Origin of the sequence: Cyclobacterium salsum, assembly GCF_010119245.1 — a bacterium.
Classification (GTDB): domain Bacteria; phylum Bacteroidota; class Bacteroidia; order Cytophagales; family Cyclobacteriaceae; genus Cyclobacterium; species Cyclobacterium salsum.
Window position 1 is genome coordinate 34,641 of sequence record NZ_WNKG01000003.1, and the last position, 24,464, is coordinate 59,104.

Here is a 24,464-nt window from a genome sequence, read left to right on the forward strand (position 1 = left end):
TATTTCTTTATATAAAAATCAAAGGTTGTTGCACCCATAAATCCAGTAGCAATGTTCCCTGGAAAAACGAAGTGAATTTCACTTTCGGGCGGGTTTTTTGATTTTTGTTACCTAAAACCATTAAATTTCATTTAATTTATAGTATTCGCAAGTAAACCAATCGAAACCCAAAATGAAGTATCTTATCTACTGCCTCTTTCTGTTGTGCCTGATATCCTGTCAATCTTCCAGGGAAGAATTACCACCGCCCAATATCTTATGGATAACCAGTGAGGACAATAGCCCCTTTGCCGGATGTTACGGAGATGAATTTGCCACCACGCCGAACATGGATGCCTTGGCCGCAGAGGGTTTTTTATACACCCATGCCTACGCAAACCTACCCGTTTGTGCACCTGCCCGAAACACCATTTTAACCGGAGTCTATGCCAATTCGGGTGGACACCAACACATGCGTAGCTACTACGATAAATCAGGTGAAATTGGATTTTATCCCCGAATGATGCGAGAGGCAGGGTATTATACCACCAACAATTCCAAGGAGGATTACAACATCAATCCAGAGCAAAACGAGAATATCTGGGATGAATCCAGTAATAAGGCCCACTACAAAAACAGGCCCGAAGGGAAGCCTTTTTTCGCCGTTTTTAATACCACCATTTCCCACGAAAGTTCCATTCATAACTCCATTCCTACAGCGGAGCTGCGGCACAAGCCCGAGGACGTGAACCTGCCTCCCTACCATCCGGACACTCCCGAAATGCGACACGATTGGGCACAGTATTACGACAAAATAGAGGACATGGACCAAAAAATCGGCGAGCTGCTGCAGGAACTTGAAGACAGCGGAGAAGCAGAAAACACCATCGTTTTCTATTATGGCGACCATGGAGGGGTACTTGCCAGAAGCAAAAGATACGTGTACGAGACCGGAACCCGGGTACCATTTATTGTAAGAATTCCTGAAAAGTACCGACACTTGTATCCCGCCGAAAAACCTGGGACCCATGTAAACCGAATGATAAGCTTTGTGGATCTGGTGCCTACCCTGCTTAGTCTCGTTGGTCAGGAGATTCCGGATTATTTGCAGGGCAAGGCATTTTTGGGAGAGCAGAAAACGGAAGATCCGGAATATGCTTTTATGTTGCGTGGCAGAATGGACGAGCGATACGATATGAGTCGATCGGCACGAGACGCTAAGTACCGGTACATACGCAATTACATGCCTTACCGGGTGTACGGTCAGTTTTTGGAATACCTCTGGAGGGCTCCTTCCATTCAATCCTGGGAAGCGGCCTACAAAGCCGGAGAGTGTAATGAAACTCAGTCCAGATTCTGGAATACCAAGCCTGCCGAGGAATTATACGATACCGAAAACGACCCCTGGGAGGTAAATAACCTGGCCGATGATCCGGAATACAAAGAAGTACTGGAGCGCATGCGGGCGGCAACCAAAGAATGGATGCTGGAAATCAAAGATACCGGCTTTATCCCCGAGGCGGAGTTAATCGACCGTACGGAAGGTACCACCGCCTATGATTACATGAGGGATTCCGGCATTGATCTCAATGCCCTGATAGATGGTGCCAATCTGGCTTCCAACCCCAGAAAGGGTGATATTTCGTTCCTGGAAGAGATGCTAAACGAGGAGGAAGCAGCTAGCCGCTATTGGGGAGCGACAGGATTGTTGATACTGGGCGAGGAGGCAGAAGAAGCCGCAGAATCACTTCGAAATGCCCTCTCAGATTCTTCTCCCAATGTAAAAGTGGTGGCGGCAGAAGCCATGTACCATTTAGGGTATACTGAAGAGGCCCTGAAGGCCTTGTACGAAGTCCTCGAAACACCCAATTCGTTTGCCCGGACGCATGCCCTTAATGCGATCGATAGTATAGAAGATAGTGCCGAATCCACCCAACAGGCCGTTCTGGATATGATCGGTATGGTGGGGGAGTTTAACCGGAGTCATTATGACCTCAGAGCGGCCAAAGGGCTTTTGACTAAATGGGACGTGGACCCCATGGATCATGGCTACGATATGAATTGGTAAGGAATGAAGCGTAGGAAATTTATTTCGAGGGTAGGAGCAGGTTCGTCCTTTTTTTTATTGGGGTCGGCAGCTGTAAAAACACAGCAGCAGGGGCTTCCTCCCTTTCAGTATGCCCAGCCTACTCGTTTTTCAGAAGTCCTGAACCAAAATGGGCAGTTCCAGGTACGCCTGGAGATTCGGACAATGGATCAGCTCGCTCCCAAAGAAGTGCGGTTGGAGGTAAGAGAACCAGGGGCACAACAATCCAGGGTAAAAGCCTATCCCTTCGCAAACAAGCCGGAAAGGGTAGACGAAGCGAATCGTACCTATACCTTTGAAGTGGGAAAAGCGTTTCCTTTCGTTTTTGCCGTTTGGATTGATCGCCCGGAACCCGGGACGAATGTGAATCTGGTACTGAATGGCAAACCAATGGAGTTTACTTTAGGCAACTTGGTAGAGCGGCGGCAACTTTCCTATCAGGAGGATGGGATTCAGCTAAGCTGTAATTACCTGTTGGATAAAGAAATGGGGGTGTTGGACCCGGCAAAATTAGGATTAGCAAAAGGTCAGAAACAGTTTTCCTTTGTCATTCTTGCAGATCCGCAGGGTGGAAATCCGGATACTCCCAAGGCACATCCAACACGGATGAAGATCCACAATGCCTTTATTTGGGACAGTGTGAACCGTGTCAATGAGTTGACCCCTCAACCTGCCTTTTCGCTGGTGTTAGGCGATATCGTGGACAACCAGGGGGAGGCTGCCCATTTTGAAGCCATGCACGAATACTTGAAAGGAATTCGTTCTCCGTTACTATACGCCATTGGGAATCACGAAACCCGCTACCAGGCATCGTTTACACCCGGCTACCGGATGGAGGAGTTTGATGCCTATTTCAGTGCACAAAAGGCCATGAATGGGATGGAGTGGCTGCTGTATAGTTTTGATCTGGGTGACTGGCATTTTATTGTCTGGCCGGATCCCTTGCGCAGTAATTTCTTTGAAACCCACCCGCATTATTTTGATTGGTTGGAAGAAGATCTGGAAAAGAACAAAGACAAGCCCACTTTATTCTTCCAACATGTGCCCACCCATCCCATTGGAATTGACCCCCTGATCAATTATGCGGAATCGGTGGCAGTAAAGCGGTTGGTTTTGGATATTTTGGCCAAACACGGCAACGTCCGGTATGTTTTTAGCGGTCATGTCCACATTCCCATCAGGGCTTCCCTAAAAACCGCTACTCAATACAAAGGGATGCGAATGATCAATTTACCCGCCGCCGGGTACCGGCCCCGGGCGTTTGGGGAGGAAGAGGTACATGGAGGCCCCTCCCAGGGAATCCTGGTGGTGGAGGTCAATGGCACTACCTGCAACGTGTACTTCAAAACGGTTATGGAGGAAGTCTATTCTTATCCGGAATCCTTGCCGGAATTTAGCGAAACAAAATTCCCACTATGGTTAAATTATAAATGGCAACTGGAAGCCAGACCTGAAATTCGAAACGGGGATTTTTCACAAGGTCTGGCATTCTGGAATACCCGATACATTTACGGCGAAGATGAAAATCCATCCAACCGGATGGAAGTCCGGAAGTTTCAGGGATATCAGACCTTATACCTGTTCTCCTCCAAACGAAAGTACCACATTCCCGGACAGGACCGGCTTCCCCAGACCATCAACCACCTGTGTCAAACCATAGCGATTGGAGAGGATCCTTTTTTGATTCGGTTGGACTACTGCCTGGACAAGGAGACCGCCGGGCTGCCGGATAGTTGGGCAGGTGGTTTTGTTTGGCTGGAGGGGTTTCAAGGTAGCGTCAAACTGCTTAATCTGGCCTATTGGATAGGAAAGGGTAACAGTCAATTATCGGATCGGTTTACAGATAGTGAGGAAGTTCCCTTGTTGCATTACGAATTGCCCGCCTCTGATGAGCGCTGGCAAGAGGCGCGACTAAACTGGCGGCAGGATTATGGGGATCAGGGTCTGGACCTATCGGGATTGGACCGTTTGGTGATCAATCTAGGCACCTGGCACATTAATGATGGAAACAGTCCTGGGTTTGGTGTTTATTTCACCAATCTGAAACGGATTCCGGATTTGGGAGAATCGCAGGTAGCAGGAGGTAAAATCAGGAACATGCCGGATGAAGCCCTGTGGCGAATGAATAAATACGAGCCTTTTGTACACATTGCCGGAGAGCACCGGTACATCATGTCCACCCAAAACCCTAAGCAATGAAGCGCCGTTATTCCCTTCTTTTTATTATCATTTCCCTTTGCTTTTCTTGCAATCCAAAACAAAAATTTGAAGTCCTTTCACTCAAAACCAGCCATATTGATCGGCCATTGGGTTTGGAGGAAAGACCGGTTTTTGGCTGGCAAATCCAGGCGGACGCTGGTTTCAAACAACGTGCTTATCAACTTTTGCTAGCCTCTCAACCGGATAAATTGGAATCCGGGAAGGCGGATATCTGGGATTCCGGGAAGGTCTCTTCCAGCCAGTCCCAGGGAGTAAACTACCCCGGGGAAAAGCCTGAGGACGGGCAAAGAGTTTACTGGAGGGTGATCGTTTGGGACCAGACCAACGAGCCTGTTTCCAGCGAAGGTACCTGGTTTGAAATGGGACTGACCCAATCTTCCAGCTGGAAAGCCTCCTGGATTTCTTCCATACCGGAGGTGGATAGCGTTCCACCCTTACTACCTGCTCCCTATTTTCGCAAAACGTTTCAAATTAACGAAGGCATTCAGCAGGCAAGACTTTACATTTCCGGGTTGGGGTATCATCAGGTGCAACTCAATGGTCGGAAGGTAGGGGATCATGAATTGGATCCGGCCCTAACCCGCTACGATAAGCGCGTTAAGTACCTGGTACACGATGTCACGGATTTGCTGAGGGCCGGCGACAATGCCATCGGGATTGTCCTGGGAAACGGTTGGTACAACCAACACACCCGTGAGGCCTGGGATTTTGATCAGGCCCCCTGGAGAGCTTCGCCAGCGGTCATGGCACAATTGGTAATCGTCGACCAGCAGGGTAGGGAACATTTGGTCAAGACCGATGCCACCTGGAAGGTTACCCAATCCGGCCCCATTATTTTTGACGGGGTACACAATGGAGAGACCTATGATGCCCGAAAAGAATTGGGAAACTGGTCCGAAGCAGCTTATGAGGATGAGTCCTGGCAAGCGGCGATACCTATCGGAGGACCTCAGGGCAAATTATCCGCCCAGGTGATGCCGCCCATTCGGGTGACGGGGAAGCTGAAACCCAAAACTAGTTGGGAAGTAAACGACAGCACGTTAATGCTGGATTTCGGCCAAAACCTTACCGGTTGGGCCAATATCCGGGTAGCAGGGCCGGCAGGGTCACGCGTAAAAATGCGGTATGGCGAACGCATTTATTCCGATAGTACGCTGGATGTGGAGGAACTCAGCCGCTTTATCTGGACGGGTGATACCCAGACCGACCGGTATTACTTGAAAGGCGGTGGAGAAGAATCCTGGCATCCCATTTTTACCTATCAGGGCTTTCAATATGTGGAAATAACGAGTAGTGATCCCGAAGTGGAGCTATTGGCAATACAGGCCGACGTGGTCCACACGGATCTTGCTGAAAGGGGTTATTTCAGAAGTTCGAATGACATGTTCAACCAGCTACAGGAAAATTTTGAATGGTCTTTTTTGGGCAATTATCATGGCTATCCCACCGATTGTCCCCATCGGGAGAAAATGGGTTGGTCCGGGGATGCCCTGTTGGTGGCCGAAACGGGACTTTACAATTTTGACCTGAGCAGGGCTTACCTGAAGTGGATAGATGACTTTGTAGATGAGCAGCGACCAAATGGGGATCTTCCCGGAATCATCCCTACAAGTGGTTGGGGCTATACTTATAACGGGAGTGAAGATCCGGAACGCGGGTATGGACCCCAGTGGGAAGGCGCCTTTCTCGAAGTCCCCTGGCAACTGTACCGGTTTACGGGTGATTCTACCATAATCAGAAATTACTATCCGGCCCTAAAGAATTACCTGGATTACCTGAGTGCGCATGCCGATGGATACCTCTTAAATTTTGGTATTGACGACCACAAGCAGCTAGAAAATAAAACCCAGGGGCCGTTTCTGGCCTCTGCCTTTTTTTACTATTTCAGCAACATGCTTTCCCAAATGGCAGCAATCGTCGGGGAAGAGCAGGATCAGGAGGCCTTTTCCGATCTTGCCAGCTATATCAGGGAAGCTTTTAATAAGCGGTATTATGATCCTCAAAGTGGAACATACGATCATGGGGGGCAAAATGCTCAGGCCGTCCCCTTGTTTGTGGGGTTGGTGGAAAAGGACCAGGAAAGCCCCGTCCTGGCCAGGCTATTGGAAGCCATTCAGGAAAAGGAAGGTCATATAGATGCCGGTGTGGTAGGCACCAAGGCACTGATACAGGTGTTGATGCGTTACGGGCATGCCGATGTGCTTTATGAAATGGCCAACAAACGCACCTTTCCCGGCTGGGGCTACTGGGTGGATGAACTGGGAGCCACGACCCTTTTTCAGAATTGGGACGGGTCCCAATCCAGAAATCACATTATGTTTGGGACGATAGGGGATTTCTTTTACAAGGGGCTTGGCGGCATTCAGCCAACGGATGAAGCGGCGGGATTCAAGCGGATACATCTCAAGCCATTTTTTCCCGATGACCTGGAATGGGTAGAGGCCGGGCATCATTCCCCCTACGGCTGGATCCGGTCCCATTGGAAAAAGCAAGGGGAAACGATTCGCTGGGAAGTAGAAGTGCCGGGCAACACATCGGCAGAAATCCGTTTACCGGACGGGGTAGCAAATGATCTGCGGCTAAATGGAAGGCCGATAGCTGCATCGGATCTGGTCAGCGGGGCCGATACCGCCGGAGCTTATAGCGGGCTGCTGGTGGGTAGTGGTAGGCATGTGCTGGAGTTTTGATGGCTGTCCTATTAGCTAACCTGATAGGCTAAAAGAGAAAAATATGCCATATTCATTGGTAAAAATTAGGAAATGCCTTATTTATGGGTAAATTTAACTGGTAATTACCAATAAACCCTATCATGCCTCTCTCTCATTTCAACGTTTTGAAGCAGTTCCCTGCTGAAAGAAACAAAGCCCGATCCGTTGATAAAATTCCGGATGCAACCCTTTGGAATCAATTCAGAAATGGCAGCGATGCGGCCTATATTGAGATTTACGAGCTGTATTTTGATCGGCTTTTTGCCTACGGCATGCGATTGACCGGGGATGAGTCCCTTACCAAAGACGGCATTCAGGAGGTGTTTTTCGATTTAAAAAATCTCCGCAAGAAGTTGGGTCCTACGGATCATATCCGGTTTTATTTGCTAAAATGCCTGAAACGAAAGCTGTTCCGGCAGCGTTCCGGATGGGAGCAACGCCGGGCGGATTTGTCGGAGAAGGAAGGGTTCGGGTTTGAGTTGTCCCACGAGCAGATCCTGATAGATCAGCAGCTGGATGCGGAGAGGATGGAAGAGCTCAACCAGGCCATTGCCGAACTAAGTCCCAGAAAGAAAGAAATCATCTATTATTTTTTTTACGAGGATCTTTCCTATTCCGAGATCCGGGAATTGATGGGAATGGACAGCGACCATACCACCCGAAACCTGATGTACAAAGCATTGGCTTTTTTGCGGAAAACGTTGCGGTAATCTTTCTCGATCAGATCCTTTAAAAAGATTCCTAAAACCGAGATACCCGTTTCAGTTTTTTTGCCACGAAGGCCTCAAAGAACCTCAAAGCGCACAGAGGCTTATTTTAAAATGCTTCGTGTCCTTTGGGCATCCTTCGTGCGCTTTGTGTCAAAAAATCTCGGAATACGATGCGTTATTCTTTGTCACAAAGGCCTCAAAGAACCACAGAGGACTAAGTTTTTAAATTTACCTTACTCGTCATCGGTAGCGCAGCGAAGCAATCTGATTCGAAGCGGGCACCCAAGAAATTTGTGGAATGATAATAAATAAGGTAGTACGGATACATATTCCGACAGACTGCCGCGGGAGCGTTGAGCGTTTTCCGTAGGTTTATTTATCCAAAAACGCTCCCTCGCAGTGACGAAGACTGCACATACCGACCAAAAACACCGTCATTGCGAGAATTAACATTTTAAAAAACGCAGAAATCGGGATGACGATGTGGATTTTTAATATATTGATTTTCAGCGATTTGATAAATACGTCATCGGTAGCGCAGCGAAGCAATCTGATTCGAAGCGGACACCCAAGAAATTTGTGGAATGATAATAAATAAGGTAGTACGGATGCATATTCCGACAGACTGCCGCGGGTGCAGGAGCGGATACCGCCATACGATTGAATCAGATCTGCACCCTCGCAGTGCCATCACATCACCACATCATCTCTTCGTCTCTAAGTCTCCCACTCTCTAAGTCTCTAAGTCTCTGAGTCTCTCAGTCCCCCAGTCTCTAAGTCTTTATGTCCAAAATTTTTGGAATGCGACAGGACATTTTTTAAATGCTGGCAATATTTATTAAAAAAAGTAAATTTTTTAGGTGTTGTTTTGGTAACTGACAGCATTTACAGTAAAGAAGGAACTAATACGGCATGAAAACCAAAGAGGATTTTTTAACTGATCCAGAATTTATTGCCTGGGTGAAGCAACCTAACCAGCAGTTGGACAGCTATTGGTCCAAATGGATGGTGGCCAACCCGGAGCAGGTGGGGGAGTTGAAAAAGGCCAGGGAAATTTTACTCCGGGTCCGGTATCCGGAGCACAAAGCTCCCGAAGGGGCCCGGGAGGCTATCTTGCAGGAATTACTTCGTGAACCAAAACGGCAAAAGGAGATTGAAAAATCCGCTTTGAAAAAGGACCCTTCGTTCCGTAGGCAACCCCTGGGGCAAATGCATCGCATCGCAGCCATCCTACTCCTTTCTTTTGGATTGGCTTGGTGGCTATCGCCTATGCCCACCGATACGGCACCCGGGGCAGCGGCTAATGAAACCGTTTGGATCGAAAAGAGCACCCAGCCGGGAGAAAAATTGCAGTTGACCTTGGGTGATGGTAGTCGGATTTGGCTGAATGCCAATAGTCGCCTCTTCTTTCCGGAGCGGTTTGACTACCTGGAGCGAAATGTTAGGCTGATAGGAGAGGCCTATTTTGAGGTGGAGAAGGACAGTTTACGGCCCTTTCGGGTAGAAACCAATGGGTTGGTGACCACCGTATTGGGTACCACCTTCAATATCCGCAACCTGGAGGGGTCCAACATTGATATTTCCCTGGTTTCCGGGTCGGTGAAAGTAACAGAAAAAGCCCTGGCCGATCCGGTTTGGCTGGAGCCGGGCCAGTCCATGCGTCACGATGTCCGGACCGGAAAAAACAAGCTAAGAAATTTCAATCCGGATGTGGTGCTGGCCTGGAGGGACGGTTGGATCCGGTTTGACCGGGCATCTCTGGAAGAGGTGATGCAAACACTGGAAAACTGGTATGGGGTAGCGTTCCACGTGCAAGGTTCGAAACCCGTCGCCTGGGAGTTTTCGGGGGAGTACAAGGAACAGAGCCTGGAAGATGTATTGCGTAGTATGGCTTACATACAGGGCTTCCAATTCAGTATAGAAGAAAAAATAGTTCACTTAAAATTTTAGACCGATGGTATACATACATGCGCCATAAAAAAAACCGGTTGGATAAAACCAACCGGCTAAGGGCTGGTCTGATGATGGTGTACATTGGGGAATGGGGCCATCAAGAGACCAGGCTTATTGAAATCAATTTCCAATAAACATTCAAAACTATGAAAAATAAATTACTAAAGGCAATACTCATGTTGTCCAAAGGCTTTTTATATGGCTTAATTTTGCAAATGCTGCTGGTTAATTTTGCCAGCATCATGCAGGCAAAGGGACAATACAAGCGGATCGACGAAGTCAGCATTCGCCTATCAGCTCCTTCAATGAATGTGCGGCAATTTTTTAATGAAGTAGAACGGAAAACGCCTTTTAAGTTTGCCTACGACAATAAAAAGCTGGACAAATCCCAGCTTTTGGTATTCGACTCGGAATCGGGTACGGTAGAGGAGCGTCTCCAAGTAGCAGGACAGCAATTGCAGGTGAGTTTTAGGCAAATGAACCACACCATTGACGTGGTTCCCACGGGTCAAACGGTGGTTCAGGTTATGGCCGAAGTGGAGCTAAGACCCATTACCGGAACGGTTACCGATGAAAATGGGGACCCCATTCCCGGAGCTACCGTGCTGGTAGAAGGAACCAATACCGGCACAGCGACCGACATTGATGGCAATTTCAGTCTGGAAGCAGAAGAAGGTTCGGTTTTGTTGATTTCCTTTATCGGGTACCAGTCCCAGCGCATTACGGTTGGGAACCAAACGGACCTTTCCATCACCCTCCTGGAGGATCAATCGTCCCTGGAAGAAGTGGTGGTAGTGGGGTATGGAACGCAGAAAAAAGCTGATATTACTGGTTCTGTCGCCTCGGTATCAGAAGACCTCCTACAATCCAGACCTGTGGCCAATTTTGAGGATGCATTGCAAGGACGGGCAAGCGGGGTTCAGGTAAGACAAACAGGGGGAGATCTCAATGGAAAATTTTCCATTAACATCAGAGGGATAGGTTCTGTAACAGGCAGTAATGATCCTTTAATCGTTGTAGATGGTGTACCGCTTTTCAGCTCGGATTTTTCAACAATAAATCCAAAAGACATTACGGCAATAGATATTCTAAAAGATGCTTCCGCAACGGCAATATATGGGGCAAGGGCTGCAAATGGGGTAGTCATTATCACTACCAAAAAGGGACAGGCAGGAAAAACTCAATTCACCTTCAATGCAGATATTGGCTTAGAAGAAATCACCCGAAGGTTTGATGTAATGAGTTCACAGGAGCAAAGGGAGTTGTTTGTAGAAGCTTTTAAAAATTCAAACCGGAATATATCCGTATACGATGATCCTAGTCACCCTTCCTGGCAAATAGATAACGACTGGCAGGAACTTGGGACTCAGACTGGGGTGAGGCAAAATTACAATCTTGGTTTTAGTGGAGGATCTGAAAAAACCCAATTCTCCGGATCTGCCTCCTACCTGGACAGAAAAGGTACTCTTATTAATTCTGATTTAAAGACCTGGTTTTTAAGATTGAATGTAAGTTCGGAAATCAATAAATGGCTTAAAGTATCTACCAATATGACTGGCAGCCATCAAAAACAAAATGTTCAGAACAACGACAATTGGGGTTCAACCGGTTACCGAAGTCTGGCTTTTCAACATTCTTACACCCCAGCTTATGATGATAATGGCAATTTGACCGCCATCAATACAACCGCTGCTCCTTATTTTGGTGCGAATGATAATCCTTTAATTGATCTTCTTTTGCCCACCCGTGAGGAAGATGTTACCCGATTGATGGGAAATACTAAGTTTGATTTCAAACCCATGGATGATTTAACAATTTCTGCAAATATTGGAGGGGACGTGATATTGGGCAGCGGTTATACATACATGCCGGTTTATCAAATCGGGAGGTTTACCCGCCCGGAGGGAAGCGTAACTGTACCCAATAGGCAGGAAATCAATTGGGTTTCAGATGTCACTATCAATTATGAGAAAAGAATTAATAATCATGATTTCAAATTATTAGCCGGATTTTCTGCCCAGCAGTTTATTTTTAATAATAGTTCAATATCCGGTTCAGGAACTGTCAATAATTCCTTAAATCAACTCTCCAACCAAATTAATTTCAATGCTAATGGATCCAAGGTAAGTTCTGGATTAATTTCCTCCTTTTTCAGGGCAAACTATTCCTATAACGATAAATTACTTTTAACAGGAACAGTTAGGAGGGATGGTTCCTCGAAATTTGGTCCTTCCACTAGGTTTGGTGTATTCCCATCCGGATCCATTGCATGGAGGTTATCAGAAGAAGAATTTTTAAAATCTTCTAATTTTATTGATGATCTTAAAATAAGAACCAGTTATGGACTTACAGGTAATCAGGAAATTGGAAACTTTGCTTTCCTTACCCGAGCTGCATCCACTCCCTATGTATTTGGAAACAGTTTGGTCATCGGAAATTCTCCTCAAAATATTGGGAATCCATTTTTACAATGGGAGAGTACCAGACAATTTGATGCAGGAATTGACATTTCCATCTTAGAAGGTAGGATTTATGCTACTACGGATTATTATAACCGGGTTTCTCAGGATTTATTGGTATCCACTCCTATCCCATTAACGGCAGGGGTTGCACAGGACCCTGTTGTTAATTTGGGCTCGGTTTTGAATTCAGGGTTCGAGTTTTCGGTCAATTCGAGAAACACAGTTGGAGAAATAGCCTGGAGCACCAATTTCAACGTCTCTTTTAATAAAAATGAGGTATTAGATATTGGCACTAATTCTATTGGAGAATCTCTGGAAATTCCAGGCCAAAACATACCCCTTTCTAACCAACCTGCCAATTTATCAAGAGCAGGACATCCAGTGGGGTCATTTTATATGTGGCAATATGATGGTGTCTGGCAATTGGGCGAAGAAGATGAAGCCCTGAGCTGGTCTGGTGCAGTACCGGGTGACCCCAGGTACAAAGACAATAACGAAAATGGAGTATTCGATGCAGGCGATAAAACCTTTGTGGGAAATCCCCATCCAAAATATTTTGGAGGAATAGATAACTCTTTCAATTATAAGAATTTTAATCTTTCGGTGTTTTTTGATTTTGCCGGCGGATACCAGGTTTATAATACTGCAAGAAACCTGTTGGCCAGGGGAGTGCCTTTTGTTCAGAATTTTGCCGAGGTAAATGGTTTCTGGACACCTGAAAACCCGAGTAGCACAATTCCCAGGCCTTCACAGGGAGGTAATACTACGACCCTGGTGACCATGGTGTCGGATCGGTTTCTGGAAACTGGAGATTTTATCCGGTTAAAAAACCTTAGTTTATCCTATAATTTTCCCATCGAATGGTTTGTTGGAAAATCCATTCAAAGCACCAAATTGACGTTGACAGGTACCAATTTATTAATGTTCACCAATTACTCTGGACTGGATCCAGAAGCTTCCAGCAGGACTAGTTTGTTATCTTCGGGAATAGATTATACTCCTTATCCACAAACCAGATTGGTATCGTTGTCTGCCCAGATGACCTTCTAGATTTTCTAATTTTTCATAAAAATAGAAATTAAAAATACGATGAAAAACAATAAATTTCTCAAAAATATAGGAATAGTATTAACTGCTTTAACCATGAGCTGCGAATCTATTCTGGAACCCGCACCCGAGGGCCTTGTTCCAATGGCCGACCTATTTACTACCGAAAGTAATATCATTACCGCAGTGAATGGGGTTTATCAGCCTTTAAATCCTTTGTACCAAAACGTTATGTTTCAACTTACTGATCTGGCTAGCGATGATGGATGGACTTGGAGAAAGGAAACTGAGCCGGATATCTTTAACGTAGATCCAACATTAGGCTATATTGAGACAACATGGAGTTTGCACTATACGGGAATTACCCGAGCCAATACTGTCCTGGATAATATATCCAGGGTAGAGGATTTCTCAGGTCCGGTCATGGAAAATGCCATAGAAGGACAGGCTAAATTCATGAGGGCATTGTATTATTTTAATTTGGTCAGGTTATTTGGGGAAGTGCCTTTAATTATCAATGAGATTCAAACGCGCGAGGATGCTGAATTGCCTCGGGAAAGCGTATTGACGCTTTACAATCAAATAAAATCTGATTTAAATGATGCCATCAGCTTATTGCCTGAGAGTTATTCCGGTGGTATTGGAATGGAATCCGGCAGGCCAACATCAAATTCGGCAAGCGCACTTTTATCTGCTGTTCATTTGGAACTGGAAGAGTGGGAGGAAGCATCACAGGTCACAAGTAACCTCAAAGAAAAGGGTGCCTTGTTAGAGAATTATGCTGATAATTTTAATGGTTCTCAGGAAAATAGCGACGCCTCTTTTTTTGAAGTGCAATATGGTGGCGTAATTGGGCAGACCACCACTTCAATAAGTGTTGGTTTCGCTCCACCTGATTTTCTCGGTGGAGCAGCTTTCCTGTTGCCTACAGATGATGATTTGAATGGTGAAGGAGGAGGATTGTCTTCAGGAAATGGGCTCATCCAATTATTTGAAACTGGTGATAACCGCAGGGGGGTGATTGTAGCAGACTACGGCTTGTCCAATTTTATTGACCCTTCCATGCCTGACGGTAGCCTTAACTATATTAATAAGTATTATAATACCGATGATCCCAGGTCACTTAGTACCTGGAATTTTCCTTTGATCAGGTATGCTGAAATTTTATTGAACCGGGCTGAGGCATTGAATGAAATCGGCTACCAGTCTGATGGAGAAGCATTTGAACTGCTGAATGAAATCAGGGTCAATGCTGGACTTTCCGCATTGAGTGCTGTTGACCTTCCTAATCAAGAGACCTTTAGGGATAGATTACGGGATGAAAGAAGAATAGAGCTTGCCTTCGAAAACAAAAGGTATTTTGATTTGAACCGATATGGGATTCTTAGAGAAGTCATTCAGAACCAGATGGGATTTACTGGACTTAATTTTCCTCAACAGCGCTTGGTGGACCATCCAATTACAGGAAAGGAATATTTTCTTTACCCAATCCCTTCTATAGAATTTGTAAATAACGCCCAACTGGGTGAACAAAACCCGGGATATTAATCACAGTTAATATGAAAAAACTCATTTATGTGATGGGGCTTTTGGCTTTATTGGGTTTGGGATGTAATTCCCAACCCAATAATGAAGATGATACCCAGCAGGAAGGTACCCTACCTAATGTGTTACTGATAATGGCAGATGACATGGGTTATAACGACCTGGGCTGCTATGGCAATGCTACGATCAATACCCCAAATATTGACCGCTTGGCCGCTTCGGGGATGAGGCTTACAGATTACCATAGCAATGGGGTGGTATGCAGTCCCACCCGGGCCGCACTTTTAACTGGCCTTTACCCTCAGGAAGCTGGAGTAGAAGGAGTTGTAACTGCCAAAAGTCATAGGGCCAGCGGTATGTCTCCAGGTAAATTTACTTTGGCGGAATATTTAAAGGAATCTGGTTATACCACAGCATTGTTTGGAAAATGGCATTTGGGTTATCAGCCAGAATTTGGACCAAATGTACAAGGCTTTGACCAGTTTAAGGGATTTGTAAGTGGGAATGTAGATTATTTCAGCCACATCGACCAGGAGGGATTTGAGGATTGGTGGAACAATAACCAGCTTCAAAACGAAGCTGGTTATTTGACTGACCTGGTTTCAAAAAATGCCATTGAGTTTCTGGAAAAAAAAAAAGACGACAAACCCTTTTTCTTGTATTTGGCCCATGGAGCTCCCCATTATCCTTATCAGGGACCCAATGATAAGGCAGATAGAACCGTTGGCGGCAGTTTTCCGATACAAGGTAGCCGTGAAGATAAAAAGAACGCTTACAAGGAGATGATAGAATCCCTAGACAAGAATGTGGGAAAGGTAATTGACTACTTGGATAAGAATAAGCTTACAAATAATACCATTATTATTTTCTGTTCAGACAATGGAGGTACCAGAAATGTGGGCTCAAATGCCCCTTTAAGCGGGTATAAAGGTCAGGTGTACGAGGGAGGGCATCGAGTGCCAGCCATTTTCAACTGGAAAGATAAAATAATTCCCGGAGAGTCTGAAGAATTGGTATTGTCTATGGATTTGTTCCCAACCATATCCAGCCTGGTGGGTTTGGAGGTGCCAAAAGATTTGTCTGGCAAGGATTTGTCTGTGATTTTTGATCAAACAAAGGCTGATAAAAATATAGAGGAGAGGACTGTATTCTGGAGATTTAAAAATCAGGGTGCCGCTCGAAAAGGCAATTGGAAACTGTTGAAAATAGATGGAGAGGCGAAACTATATAATCTCTCAACAGATATTAAGGAAACAACTGATGTAAAAGAAGAATTCCCAAAAGTATTTCAGGAATTAAATGGTGCCTATAAAGAATGGGAATTCGGTTTAAATGAAGAAATGATCCTCAGCTAAATAGTTTGTATTATCCGAAGCGTTCCTTTATTTGATGAAAAACGGTTTTTATTACTTGTCCTCCCTAATACTTTTCTGTGCATCATTTACGGCATTGATGGCTCAAACTTTCCCAAACGAGTATTCGGAGGGAAAGTTTGAGCAGGTTGATACCCATATTTACCTTTGGAGGGATGTCAGTAATGTTTACGTAATAAAGGATAACAACAGGGCTTTATTAATTGATTTGGGAAACGGATCTGTACTCGATCATTTAAGTGACATTGGGATAGAAAAAGTAGATTGGGTCCTGTTTACCCATCATCATCGAGAACAGAGCCAGGGATACCCCCTTTTAAAGAAATGGAAAGCAAAGGTTGCGGTTCCCGAAGAAGAACGTCTGCTTTTCGAAAAACCTACTTCATTTAGAAAAATGGTTCCGTCCAATAGTGATCCCTTTTCCGTGGTGGGCGCTAGTTATGTTAGGCCTGCATTATTCCCTATTCAGGTGGATCGTTCTTTTGCAAAAATGGATACGTTTACCTGGCACAATTTTGAGTTTCGGTGTATGGAAACCAAAGGAAACAGTCCCGGATCCATGTCATATTTCCTCAAAACGGAAAGAGGGTGGAATGTATTCAGCGGTGATTTGATGTTGGATGGGGGGCGCATGCATAATTTTTTCGACACTGATTGGGATTATGGTTTTGCATCTGGAATTTATGCGCTGCACAATGCCGCAGCCATGGTCAAACAATTCACCCCCCATTTATTACTTCCTTCGCATGGTGCGATAGTGGAGGATCCAGTGAGACAATTAGAAGATTACCAGGCAAAATTAGCCAATATGGCCGATTTATTGGTTCAGGGATATCCGTTATTTACCTATGCAGCGTCTATTGAGGACGAGGTGTCTGTCCCTACTAACATTCCTTTTGTGAATCAAGTGTCCCCGCATGTGTATAAATTCAAGGGGGATGCCAACTTCTTCCCCAATTTCACGATCATCATTGCTGATAGCGGAAAGGCATTGGTCGTCGATTGCGGATTGATCGACGAAGGTTTATTAGAAACTGCAATCCGGCAGATGGAGGAGAAGTTGGGATTAAAAAAAATTGACGCCGTTTTGATTTCCCATATGCACGGAGACCATTTTCTGCAGGTACCATTTTTAAAAGAAAAGTATGGAGCAGAGGTTTGGGCGCTGGATCGGATGGTACCTCAAATCGAAAGACCGCTTGATTTTAATTATTCAGCAATGATTCCGGGATATAATAAAGGTTTTCGTTCGTTAGAGGTTGATCGGGAGTTTAAAGACGGAGAAACCTTTGAATGGGAGGAATTTACTTTTACCGTTGATTGGATGCCCGGACAAACTGAATTTGCCATGTGCCTGCAAGGTATGATTGATGGCAAACTTGTAGCTTTCACCGGGGACAATATCCGTCCTTCCCCCAATAACAGGGGAAATCCTGCTGTTGTGGCCCATAACAGTACCGTTTTAGAAGAAGGATATATTCATGGAGCAGAATATTTAGCAAACCTTAATCCCGACCGGATTGTTGGGGGGCATTCGGTGGTAATCGACCATCCCCGGGATTTAATAGAGAGATACCGACAATGGTCCTATGAGTTACGGGAAGCCTTTCAAAGCCTGAGTATTTTCCCCGATTATAGGTTTTGGTTTGACCCTTTTTGGGTGAAAGCTGAACCATACAGGAAAAGACTGACCAAAGGAAAACCAGGAAGAGTTAATGTGGTCATCCGAAATTTCGTGGAGCATGAACAAATCTATAAGGTGCACATCAAGGCACCAAAAGGAATCATTTCAGATCCTGAGGTAATTGAGGTAAAAATTTCCGACCCAGGAAATAAATCTTTTCCGGTTGAACTTGAGGCAACGGAAGCAGCTGCAACCGGGGTCGGAATAATAAGTTTTGATCTCACCTTAAACGGGGAGCTGATTGGAGAGTGGTTTGATTCCATCATTTATGTTGAATAATATCCACGATTCACCTAAGCCTTTATATCAGGAAAAATTTAACCCTGATAGTTAAAAATGTATAAAATAAAATCAATGTTTCCGTTCGCGTTTATTTGGGTTTTGTTTTTGGATCATGTGTCCCATTAAAATCCAAAAAATCCAATTAATGGGATATCCTGCTATCGCAAAGGAAATAAATGGAAAATTAAAAACAACAATCTTAAAACTAAATTAATCAACTATGCATATAATAGAAAAAACCCAAATTTTGTTTTTATTTGTTTTATTGGTTGTCTCTTTTCAGATCCGTGCCCAAACTTCCAATTCGACAGATCATCCCAATATCGTATACATATTAGCCGATGATTTGGGAATTGGGGATGTTTCTGGCTATAATCCTGATTCAAAAATCCATACAAAAAACATTGATCGGTTGATTAACGGTGGATTGAAATTTACCGATGCACATACCAGTTCTGCGGTTTGCACCCCTACCAGATATGGAATCCTTACCGGCAGATACAACTGGCGATCTACCTTAAAAAACGGGGTTTTGGGAGGTTATTCCAAACCCCTAATACCCAATGATAGACTTACCGTGGGGAAGTTGCTTCAAGAAAAAGGGTACCATACGGCCTTTGTGGGGAAATGGCATCTGGGATGGGATTGGGCATTTGAGGAAAATAACAGCAATATTGATAATTTGGCCAATAACTTTGAAGTTGATTACACAAAACCCATAAAAAATGGACCAAAAGATCTTGGATTTACTTACTCTTATGGGTTTAGCGGGTCATTGGATATGCCTCCTTATGTATATGTAGAAGACAGCAGGATTACCGCTGTTCCGGATAGGGTTACTGTCAATGTTGATGATAAAGGGTTTTGGAGAGAAGGTCCAACAGGAAGTAATTTTGATCATGTTCAGGTGTTGCCCCACCTGACCCATAAGGCGGTGGAATATATCCAAGCCAAGTCCAATGCCCCTGAACCGTTTTTTCTGTATTTTGCCCTTCCTGCCCCACATACTCCTATATTGCCTACAACCGAATTTATGGGGAAAAGTAATACCAATATGTATGGAGATTTTATGTTACAGGTAGACGAAGTCTTGGGTCAGGTAATGCAGGCGTTAGAAGAGCAGGGAGAACTGGACAACACGATTCTTATTTTTACCAGTGACAACGGCTGTTCCCCGAAAGCCAGTTTCCCGGAACTTGAAAAGGTCAACCATGATCCAAGCTATATCTATCGTGGACACAAAGCGGATATATACGAAGGAGGGCACCGGGTTCCTTTTATTGTTCATTGGCCTGAAAAAACACAAAAAGCCCAAACCACATCCACCACCATATGTACCACCGACTTGATGGCAACGGTTGCAGAACTTGTTAATTACAAATTACCAGAACAGGCAGGGGAAGACAGTTTTAGTTTTTTACCACTATTGACCAGTACTGATGAACCTGAACCATTGAGAGAAGCAACTGTACATCATTCCATAGATGGGAGTTTCGCGATCAGAAAAGCCGAATGGAAACTTATATTATGCCCGGGGTCTGGTGGTTGGAGTTTTCCGAGAACCCCTGAAGAATTAGAAGGATTGCCAGCCATGCAGCTGTATAATCTTGACAGGGATCCTGGAGAAGAGCAAAATTTAATTGCTAACCACCCTGGCAAAGTGGAAGAATTGAAGTCCCTTCTTACCGCTTATATACAAAATGGGAGAAGCACTCCGGGAGCACTTCAGAAAAACGATGGACCGGAAACCTGGAAGCAACTTCACTGGATGACGGATTGATCTGACTGGAAACAAAAAAGGATGTATATAAAATGGTACCAACTTAAGGCGTCAAAAATGTTAAAAAAAAATATTTTAGTTTCATTTCTTTTCCTGGCTATCGGTTTTCTGTCTTGTAACCTGGAAAATAAAGATAAACAACTTCCAAATATTGTAATTATTTATGCCGATGACCTGGGTTATGGGGATGTTCAATCCTATAATCCGGAGAGGGGGAAAATTCCCACCCCACATATAGACCGACTGGTTTCAGAAGGAATGTCTTTTACAGATGCTCATTCTTCATCAGGGGTTTGTTCTCCATCGCGGTATACCCTGCTCACCGGCCGTTATCACTGGCGCAGCCAGCTGCAAAGGGGGATTGTGGGATTGTACGGAGAACCTCTGATCACCCCAGACCGATTGACCCTGGCTAGTCTGGCCAAACAAAACGGTTACCAGACCGCCTGCATTGGCAAGTGGCATTTGGGTTGGAACTGGCCCATCCCCGAAGAGCAGATGGAATTATTCCGGCCAGGTGAGAAGGATGTAACGGCAACGGAAGAGCATCGCAATACGTGGCGTGAGGTCTTTTCCCTCCCTATTCCAGGTGGACCGATGGAGGTGGGATTTGATGAATATTTTGGGACAGACGTACCTAACTGGCCTCCCTATTGTTTTATCGAGAATGACCGGACGGTGGGAATTCCTTCTGAATTTGGGGCCCCGCGGTTATTTGGGCGAAACCAGGCTAGCACCCAAGGGCCGGCAAGAGCGCTTTGGTCGCTTGAAGCGATTTTGCCTGCTCTAGCTGCCCGGTCGGCAGCTTTTATTGAGCGGGAGAAGGAAACATCCCGTCCTTTTTTGCTTTACCTGCCCCTGACCTCCCCGCATACCCCTCTTTCCGTAAATGATGAGTGGTTGGGCGAAAGTAACCTATCGCTTTATGCCGATTTGGTCATGGAGACCGATGCTGTGGTTGGAAGAGTACTCGAAGCCCTTGAAGAAAGCGGCGCAGCGGAGAATACGCTGGTAATATTTACAAGTGACAACGGTTGCGCCCCTTATGTTGGAAACACCACAATGGAGGAAGCCCATGACCGTGGCATGAAGAGTTGGCCCTGGGATCGTAATCATCCTCCTGTCGCCGCCATGGAAGAGAAAGGCCACTATCCCAGCGGACCTTTTCGCGGATATAAATCGGATGTATGGGAAGGCGGACACCGCGTCCCATTTATCGTCAGATGGCCTGGCAAAGTACAACCCAGGAGTTCTTCTGAACAGTTGGTTCATCAGGCTGATCTGATGGCTACCATAGCCGAGATCATAGGAGCCGAGATTCCTGACGATGCAGGCGAAGATAGCTTCAGCCTGCTTCCCTTGTTAAAGGGTGGTAATCAGGCGGTACGTCAAAATGCAGTAAGCACTTCGATAACTGGCCTACCCGGCTTGCGCCAGGGGAACTGGAAATACATCGCAGGTCCCGGGTCAGGTGGCTGGACACCCGGAGAAAGCGAATTGCCCGTACAACTATACGACCTGGCTGCTGATCCCAGTGAAACTCAAAACCTGGCCAGCCAGGAACCCGATCGGGTAAAACAGATGGAAGACCTGCTGGAAAAACTTATCACTGAGGGCAGAAGTACTCCCGGACCCACCCAGGAAAATGATGTTGAAGTGATCCGATATCCTGAAAAACAGTAAATTAGAATTACCGAAGATTAAACCATTTATAATAGTGGAAAACAGGTAATTTATATGAAATCAAGACTTGCTAAGACAGGCTGGCATATGACCGTTGATAAACAATTATAAACACATGAATCGAGCATGACGCAAGCGACGCACGGAGGGATGATTATCATGGCGAGATTCCATGTGACCTCTTAAAAAAAAATATAAACATATGAAATCGAGCACGACGTACCCGCCACCCACCGGGATGATTATAAGGCATGCGAGATTCCATGTGACCATTAAAAGACAATTAAAAATACATGAAATCGACACGATTAAAATCATCATTAAACACACAGGGCAATGATTATTTTAATCGTCAAAGATTCCATCTGACCAATAAAAAAAAATTATAAACAGATGAAATACAGGAAGCAGTAATTTATTCTTTTTCATTTTTTGTTTTAACAGTATTGATTCGTTTGGTCAACATTCAGATCTCCCCCAACAAAATCCTAATCATGACCCATGACCTGGCCTGGAGGATTTACTCTGTACATCTCAATTCAAAAAACCGTGTACCATGATCGAATGTACATTCAGTGAAAGCGTTTTTCTGAAACCCAATCGCCTTAGGTCATTTGTATGCGCACCTGATTTGCCCATCACACCCTTCACCAACTCTAACTCTATAAGTGGCCACTTAATTTCCTGATACCAAATTGAACGGAATAAGTGGGAGGACTTATATACAATTTTATTCCAGGTCCTGCCGGGAATCAGCGCACGTAAAGTTTAAGCACAATAACCATAAAATGAAATGATGAGTAGCGGTGCAGATAGATGATTGCCTTAGATGTGCCATTCCTTTTCCTATAATCTATTTTTTTGGGTTTAAATATTTTTGACCTGCATCGGAACCTTCTAATTAACCTGTTTAGGGAATCAAAAGTATTTCACTTCTTTGTGTAAACAACTTTACTACCCATAATACTGGTTTGGTGCCAAATTTTTTTCTATTATTGAATACTAAACCCAAATTAACTCAAAAGTGAGCCAACCTCATTCGCATATTGATGATAGGACTGTTGCTGAAAGCAAGGATTGCTGGAGGCGTATTCAGCGGGATGACAAAACAGGTTTAGAGGGTCTTTATGCGCTATTTGTCGGTGAAATGATGGCTTTTGGCCTTTCCATTGTCCCTAACCGGACGCTGATCAAGGATTGCATTCAAGAACTTTTTATTGAGATTTGGCGGTATAGGAGAAACGGGGCAGCCGTCAAAAATGTGAAAGTTTATGTCTTTAAGGCCCTTTCCAATAAAATCAAAAAGGAATCGGCCAGGGAAAAAAAGCGACATGCCAACGATCAGGAACTAGGTGCAAATTCGCTTTATTATCAAAATGAAGCGGAGTCTGGGATCATCCACATCCATCCGGAAGAAGGCAACAACCGGAGATTGTCAGAAGCCCTTTCCAAACTTTCAGCCAGACAGATGGAAGTAATCCGCTACGTGTTTTTTGAAAACCTCCCCAATGAACAGGTTGCCAAATTGATGGGGATCAATGTTCAGTCTGTCTATACATTGAGCTGGAAGGCCCTATGCAAGTTAAGAAAACTTTATATCCTCTTTATTTCGCTTTATTTTTCCCTTTTAAGCTACTTCAGTTAATTTTTTTGAAAATAGTCCAAAAATAAAGGATAGATTTTTGATTTATCCGACACCTATCCATGAAAACATGCCTAAATGGATATTTACAACGATACAGTCAAAGGCCTGGTGCTAAACCCGGAGTTTAGGAAATGGGTATTAAATCCAAATCCCGAACGTAATAACACCTGGAAGCACTATTTGTCCACTAACCCCACATCTGTGAAGGATGTGGAGCTGGCCAGGGAGCTTATTTTGGAGTTGTTTTCAAACCAATTCCCGCTTCAGGATAAGGAATATAAGGAGATCTGGGACCATATAGAGACCAAAACCACTAAAGAAGACCAACAAAAGCAATTTGCAAAAGTAGTGCCTATCAGGCAAGGGATGGTACAAGAGAAGCCCACAAGCACCCAGGATTCTTTTCAGATAGGCTATTTTTGGCGCATTGCCTCCATATTGCTGTTAGCACTGGGGGTAGGTTTTTTTGCGAGTCGCTATACGCTTCCTGAACCAACGGTAGAGATTCCCCAACCCGTAAAAAAGGTTGTTTTCAATAACCCTCCCGGTGTGAAGTCCAGTATTTCCCTGGCTGATGGAACAAGGGTAATGCTCAATGCGGGAAGCAGTTTATCCTATGAGGAGAGCAGATTCAAAGCCGTTCGGGATGTCTTTTTGGAAGGGGAAGCCTTTTTTGAAGTGGCACACGACCCGGGTCGTCCCTTTACAGTTAATGCAGGAGGAGTCAATACCACTGCCTTGGGTACTTCCTTTAATATCATGGCCTATAAAGATGAAAAACAAATGGTTTCCCTGGTTACTGGAAAGGTATCCATAGCGCTGCCAAATTCAAAAAAGGAAGAAATTTTATTGGCTCCAAAAGAGGCCATAAGTATCAGTCCGGACAAAATGCTGGTTTCCAGGACTAAATTTGATGAGGATGCCATCCTGGCCTGGACCAGAAAAACCATTGTGTTTGAGGATACGAAGTTGGTGGAAGCCATCAGGGCCCTGGAAAATTGGTATGGGGTCAGGTTTCATTTTCAAAACCAACCGAAACCCGGAAAGCGCCTTTCGGGGAAATTTCATAATGAGACGCTGGAAAATGTACTGGAAGGCCTGAGCTATACGGCAGGGCTTGATTTCAGGATCGAAAAGGACCAGGTCAACATAACATTCAACTAGTAACCCAAAACTTCACTGCCCATGGAAAATTAATTCAGATTAACATTAAAAAAAACCGAAGGTGCTGTAACACCCTCGGAAGTAGTAAAACATCGGGCCGTTTGACGCTAATCAGTACCCGATGCCCGTTTATTCAACCATTT

Annotated in this window: 13 protein-coding genes; all 13 read left to right on the plus strand. The window is 44.8% G+C overall.

The window, feature by feature from the left end; genetic code table 11:
* Positions 1 to 172: 172 nt before the first annotated feature.
* Entirely contained in the window at positions 173 to 2,047 is a 1,875-nt protein-coding gene (locus tag GJS45_RS05745; protein ID WP_162340525.1) for a sulfatase-like hydrolase/transferase, read from the plus strand.
* A 3-nt stretch (positions 2,048 to 2,050) separates the two neighbouring features.
* Entirely contained in the window at positions 2,051 to 4,264 is a 2,214-nt protein-coding gene (locus GJS45_RS05750) for a metallophosphoesterase family protein (protein ID WP_162340526.1), read from the plus strand.
* Positions 4,261 to 6,972: a glycoside hydrolase family 78 protein gene (locus GJS45_RS05755; RefSeq protein ID WP_162340527.1), complete on the plus strand. Its 2,712-nt coding sequence runs from the start codon at positions 4,261 to 4,263 to the stop codon at positions 6,970 to 6,972. The genes GJS45_RS05750 and GJS45_RS05755 overlap by 4 nt, the downstream gene beginning before the upstream one ends.
* A gap of 122 nt (positions 6,973 to 7,094) precedes the next feature.
* The gene (locus GJS45_RS05760; RefSeq protein ID WP_162340528.1) at positions 7,095 to 7,703 is read left to right on the plus strand and encodes an RNA polymerase sigma factor; all 609 of its coding nucleotides are present in this window, start codon (positions 7,095 to 7,097) and stop codon (positions 7,701 to 7,703) included.
* Between the two features lie 912 nt (positions 7,704 to 8,615).
* Complete coding sequence (locus GJS45_RS05765; RefSeq protein ID WP_162340529.1) at positions 8,616 to 9,653, plus strand: FecR family protein; 1,038 nt, start codon at positions 8,616 to 8,618, stop codon at positions 9,651 to 9,653.
* 149 nt (positions 9,654 to 9,802) lie between these two features.
* Positions 9,803 to 13,168 (plus strand): SusC/RagA family TonB-linked outer membrane protein, encoded by a 3,366-nt coding sequence (locus tag GJS45_RS05770; protein ID WP_162340530.1) that lies wholly within the window; start codon positions 9,803 to 9,805, stop codon positions 13,166 to 13,168.
* Positions 13,169 to 13,261: 93 nt separating this feature from the next.
* On the plus strand, positions 13,262 to 14,713 hold the full coding sequence (locus GJS45_RS05775; protein WP_162340531.1) for a RagB/SusD family nutrient uptake outer membrane protein: 1,452 nt from the start codon (positions 13,262 to 13,264) through the stop codon (positions 14,711 to 14,713).
* 11 nt (positions 14,714 to 14,724) lie between these two features.
* Positions 14,725 to 16,065, plus strand: coding sequence for a sulfatase-like hydrolase/transferase (locus GJS45_RS05780; RefSeq protein WP_162340532.1), 1,341 nt, complete (start codon positions 14,725 to 14,727; stop codon positions 16,063 to 16,065).
* A 97-nt stretch (positions 16,066 to 16,162) separates the two neighbouring features.
* Positions 16,163 to 18,046 carry an MBL fold metallo-hydrolase gene (locus GJS45_RS05785; RefSeq protein WP_162340533.1) on the plus strand — a complete coding sequence of 628 codons (1,884 nt, stop codon included), beginning with the start codon at positions 16,163 to 16,165 and terminating at the stop codon, positions 18,044 to 18,046.
* 223 nt (positions 18,047 to 18,269) lie between these two features.
* Positions 18,270 to 19,829, plus strand: a complete 1,560-nt coding sequence (locus GJS45_RS05790; protein ID WP_162340534.1) for a sulfatase family protein — start codon at positions 18,270 to 18,272, stop codon at positions 19,827 to 19,829.
* Between the two features lie 57 nt (positions 19,830 to 19,886).
* The gene (locus GJS45_RS05795) at positions 19,887 to 21,512 is read left to right on the plus strand and encodes a sulfatase family protein (RefSeq protein ID WP_162340535.1); all 1,626 of its coding nucleotides are present in this window, start codon (positions 19,887 to 19,889) and stop codon (positions 21,510 to 21,512) included.
* A gap of 1,024 nt (positions 21,513 to 22,536) precedes the next feature.
* The gene (locus GJS45_RS05800; RefSeq protein ID WP_162340536.1) at positions 22,537 to 23,157 is read left to right on the plus strand and encodes an RNA polymerase sigma factor; all 621 of its coding nucleotides are present in this window, start codon (positions 22,537 to 22,539) and stop codon (positions 23,155 to 23,157) included.
* Positions 23,158 to 23,232: 75 nt separating this feature from the next.
* Positions 23,233 to 24,321: a FecR family protein gene (locus GJS45_RS05805; protein WP_162340537.1), complete on the plus strand. Its 1,089-nt coding sequence runs from the start codon at positions 23,233 to 23,235 to the stop codon at positions 24,319 to 24,321.
* Positions 24,322 to 24,464: the final 143 nt, after the last annotated feature.

Excerpts from the sequence above, each read along its gene's own strand:
- GJS45_RS05745 (WP_162340525.1), top strand. The coding sequence starts at position 173 with ATGAAGTATCTTATCTACTGCCTCTTTCTGTTGTGCCTGATATCCTGT.
- GJS45_RS05750 (WP_162340526.1), top strand. The coding sequence starts at position 2,051 with ATGAAGCGTAGGAAATTTATTTCGAGGGTAGGAGCAGGTTCGTCCTTT.
- GJS45_RS05755 (WP_162340527.1), top strand. The coding sequence starts at position 4,261 with ATGAAGCGCCGTTATTCCCTTCTTTTTATTATCATTTCCCTTTGCTTT.
- GJS45_RS05760 (WP_162340528.1), top strand. The coding sequence starts at position 7,095 with ATGCCTCTCTCTCATTTCAACGTTTTGAAGCAGTTCCCTGCTGAAAGA.
- GJS45_RS05765 (WP_162340529.1), top strand. The coding sequence starts at position 8,616 with ATGAAAACCAAAGAGGATTTTTTAACTGATCCAGAATTTATTGCCTGG.
- GJS45_RS05770 (WP_162340530.1), top strand. The coding sequence starts at position 9,803 with ATGAAAAATAAATTACTAAAGGCAATACTCATGTTGTCCAAAGGCTTT.
- GJS45_RS05775 (WP_162340531.1), top strand. The coding sequence starts at position 13,262 with ATGAGCTGCGAATCTATTCTGGAACCCGCACCCGAGGGCCTTGTTCCA.
- GJS45_RS05780 (WP_162340532.1), top strand. The coding sequence starts at position 14,725 with ATGAAAAAACTCATTTATGTGATGGGGCTTTTGGCTTTATTGGGTTTG.
- GJS45_RS05785 (WP_162340533.1), top strand. The coding sequence starts at position 16,163 with ATGGCTCAAACTTTCCCAAACGAGTATTCGGAGGGAAAGTTTGAGCAG.
- GJS45_RS05790 (WP_162340534.1), top strand. The coding sequence starts at position 18,270 with ATGCATATAATAGAAAAAACCCAAATTTTGTTTTTATTTGTTTTATTG.
- GJS45_RS05795 (WP_162340535.1), top strand. The coding sequence starts at position 19,887 with ATGTTAAAAAAAAATATTTTAGTTTCATTTCTTTTCCTGGCTATCGGT.
- GJS45_RS05805 (WP_162340537.1), top strand. The coding sequence starts at position 23,233 with ATGGATATTTACAACGATACAGTCAAAGGCCTGGTGCTAAACCCGGAG.